This window comes from Microcystis sp. LE18-22.4A (genome assembly GCF_027531105.1).
In the GTDB taxonomy this organism is placed as follows: domain Bacteria; phylum Cyanobacteriota; class Cyanobacteriia; order Cyanobacteriales; family Microcystaceae; genus Microcystis; species Microcystis aeruginosa.
Map to the genome: position 1 here is coordinate 1 of NZ_JAPZRB010000158.1, position 2,706 is coordinate 2,706.

Below are 2,706 nucleotides of genomic sequence, written 5' to 3' on the forward strand. Positions count from 1 at the left end.
TGTCAAACCGCCGACACCATCGGTCAAAGCATGGGGGCATTGCGGCTGGGGTTGTCTCTTTCATCGCCGATTTTTCAACGTAAAGTGCTTACTCTTTAACGATTATACTCGATTTGATCTTTATTTGGCGTTTAAGTCCCAATAACACGCTTATTGTAATGTTATACGGAAAACTTCTTACGATCACTCGAATTTGGAATGATATATGGAAAGATTCTTTAAAAAATGCATATTTGGCGTGATATACGGAAAATTTCCGCATAATATATAGTTAGGCGAAGCCAATGATTCGCAAAGGAGGTGGTCACTATGATTTTGCTCTAATGCCAGAGATGAATCACAACTCATCAGGATTGACCGAACGTTTTTTGTCCGAGTCCATCCAATGATCATCAGTCAAGTCAAAAGGAGAGAAAACAATGGCAAAGCAAAGTTTCGACCTTGCTAAGTTACGACTCGGCATCTATCAGGATCGCATTTTTCTAGGGGTGCCACTCCAGGAACTGCTGGTGGCTGTTGAAATCACAGCGATTTGCCACTACCCCACGTTCACGATCAATCTGGATGCTGGTTCAGATATCGCCTATCACTTCGATGCGCGTTCCTCTGAAGGGCGAATTGTGCAAAATACCTGTGTTGCTGGAGCTTGGGGTGCAGGGGGAGAAATTTTGTCCATGCCCCCTGAGTTCGTCTCTTCTCAGCCCTTTACCCTCAAGATTGCGGTTGAGCAAGAGTTGGTAGTTTACCTCAATGGCCGGGTGCTAACTCGGTATGCCCACTGCCTGCCTCTGACTCAAATCAATACCGTTCATATTGTTTATCCGCCTGAAAATTTGCAGGTGCAGTCAGTGCAGGTATTTGAGCAGACTGCACCTGCCATAGAGCAACCCCCATTACCACCGCAGGAGATAACCGATATGCCAGCGTTTCTGGAAAATTTGCCGCCTCAGTTTGAGCCGCTGCGATTGTTTCTGGAAGCCAACTTAGTGCCTTACATCAAATTCACGGCGACAGACGCGGGACATCTCAATTCTGCGAGCTTCCGTGGCCCCGCCGACTGGAGTGGCGATCCGTTAGAACTTTGGCAAAGTAAAATTGGCGGTCATCCTTACCTACCGAAAGGCACGAGCTATCCTACCGATGCCGAAACGGGTGAGATGATGATGTTTCTCATGCAGATCAACTGCGCCGATCTGCCGGTAATCGAAAGTCTTAACTTGCCACGACAGGGGCTTTTGCAATTTTACATCGGTTTAGATGTCCCCATGTGCACGCTGAGTCCTGAACAACACCGCGTTCTGTATTACCCCGACGTTTCTAAAGATAAAAATGACTTAATCACTGACTTTAGCTTTTTAGCAGAACCTGCTAGCTCTCTGGAATGGTACGACGATGTTTATGCCTTAAATTTTTCTGTGCAGCGGGACGTGTTCTGGAATGCTCGTCGGCAACTGGATGAATCGTTTGAGATGCCCGAAGCGTTGACGGAACTGGGGGAAGACTTTACTGAATGGATTTCAGACTATGAGGACGAGTGTACGCTGAGGCATGGGCGGATCAATAAACTGGGTGGATATCCAGAACTTCACTCCTATGTGGATGAAACCATAGAGGGATTTAGAGGACGCTTATTGCTAGAACTTCAACATCCTTTTGATATCGATAATAACTTTTACTTTTTTATCGAAGACTTGGATTTGGCAAACCTGAACCTTAGCAACGTTGAATCCTATTTCGTTAGCGTTTAATGGTGTAGTCAGTCGATGGAATCAAGCGATGCTAAGTTATCTATATCTTATACTCGTGGTTACACCGCTGATTGCATCTGGAGTGATCGCGTTTCTGTTCAGTCAATCTCTCATGTCGCTGTTGATGGTATTGGTGGGAGCGATCACTGGAACGATCAGCATTGTGCCGTTTGGGATTTTCTGGTTACAGCTTTTTCACCGTGACTGGATGGAATCACAAGCCGCAGGATTTATCTTTGTTCCTGTAATTTTGCCATTCTATGGTTATATCGGTGCGGTTGCTGGAGCGAGTCTGTTTGCTATTCTGTGCGGTTACGACAGGAACGATTTACCAGTAGTTGTATTTCAGGCGATCGCAATCTGTTGCACTGTGATGTTGGGGGGATTCATTCCGGCTGCGATCTTTGCCATTCCATCTTTTGTGACATCAGCCCCTGAAGTGAACACGGAAGTAGAAAGAGTTGCGGTTGTACTTATTTTTGCGATATGTGTTGGGCTAGCAAGTTCCTGGCTTGCTAGTCAGTTGGCATATCTCCTTGTAATCCAGTTTGTTTAGGAAGTGCGATCGCCGATCTGGTAGGGTGCGTTAATGGAATGTAACGCACCTCATTTTTATCCTGTGATGATAGAGTTGAGTTGTACTGATAGTGATAGTTGTCTAGTTCCAAATGCCATTACCTCAAGTGGTTATTGATACCAACGTCATTGTTGCTGGGTTGAGGTCTAGGCGAGGTAGTGCATTTCAATTGCTCACGCTCATCGATACCAGCAATTCTCATTTTGAAAACAAAAGAAGATAAAGTTCTCTATGTGAACAAGAGAACTTCTGTCTAATTATCATTTTTTTTCAAGATAATCATCATAATTAGCTTCAAGAGACAGTTTTAAAATATCTGCCCATAAAAAACTTATCTCAACTCATAAATTTAGCTGAAATTCTGACCTAATTTGTGGTTTT

The 2,706-nt window shown here is 44.4% G+C and carries 2 protein-coding genes; both read left to right on the forward strand.

Annotated elements, in window-relative coordinates; translation table 11 throughout:
* Positions 1–419: 419 nt before the first annotated feature.
* Positions 420–1,748 carry a DUF1963 domain-containing protein gene (locus O9295_RS07300; protein WP_012267557.1) on the forward strand — a complete coding sequence of 443 codons (1,329 nt, stop codon included), beginning with the start codon at positions 420–422 and terminating at the stop codon, positions 1,746–1,748.
* Between the two features lie 28 nt (positions 1,749–1,776).
* On the forward strand, positions 1,777–2,304 hold the full coding sequence (locus O9295_RS07305; protein WP_288032519.1) for a hypothetical protein: 528 nt from the start codon (positions 1,777–1,779) through the stop codon (positions 2,302–2,304).
* Positions 2,305–2,706: the final 402 nt, after the last annotated feature.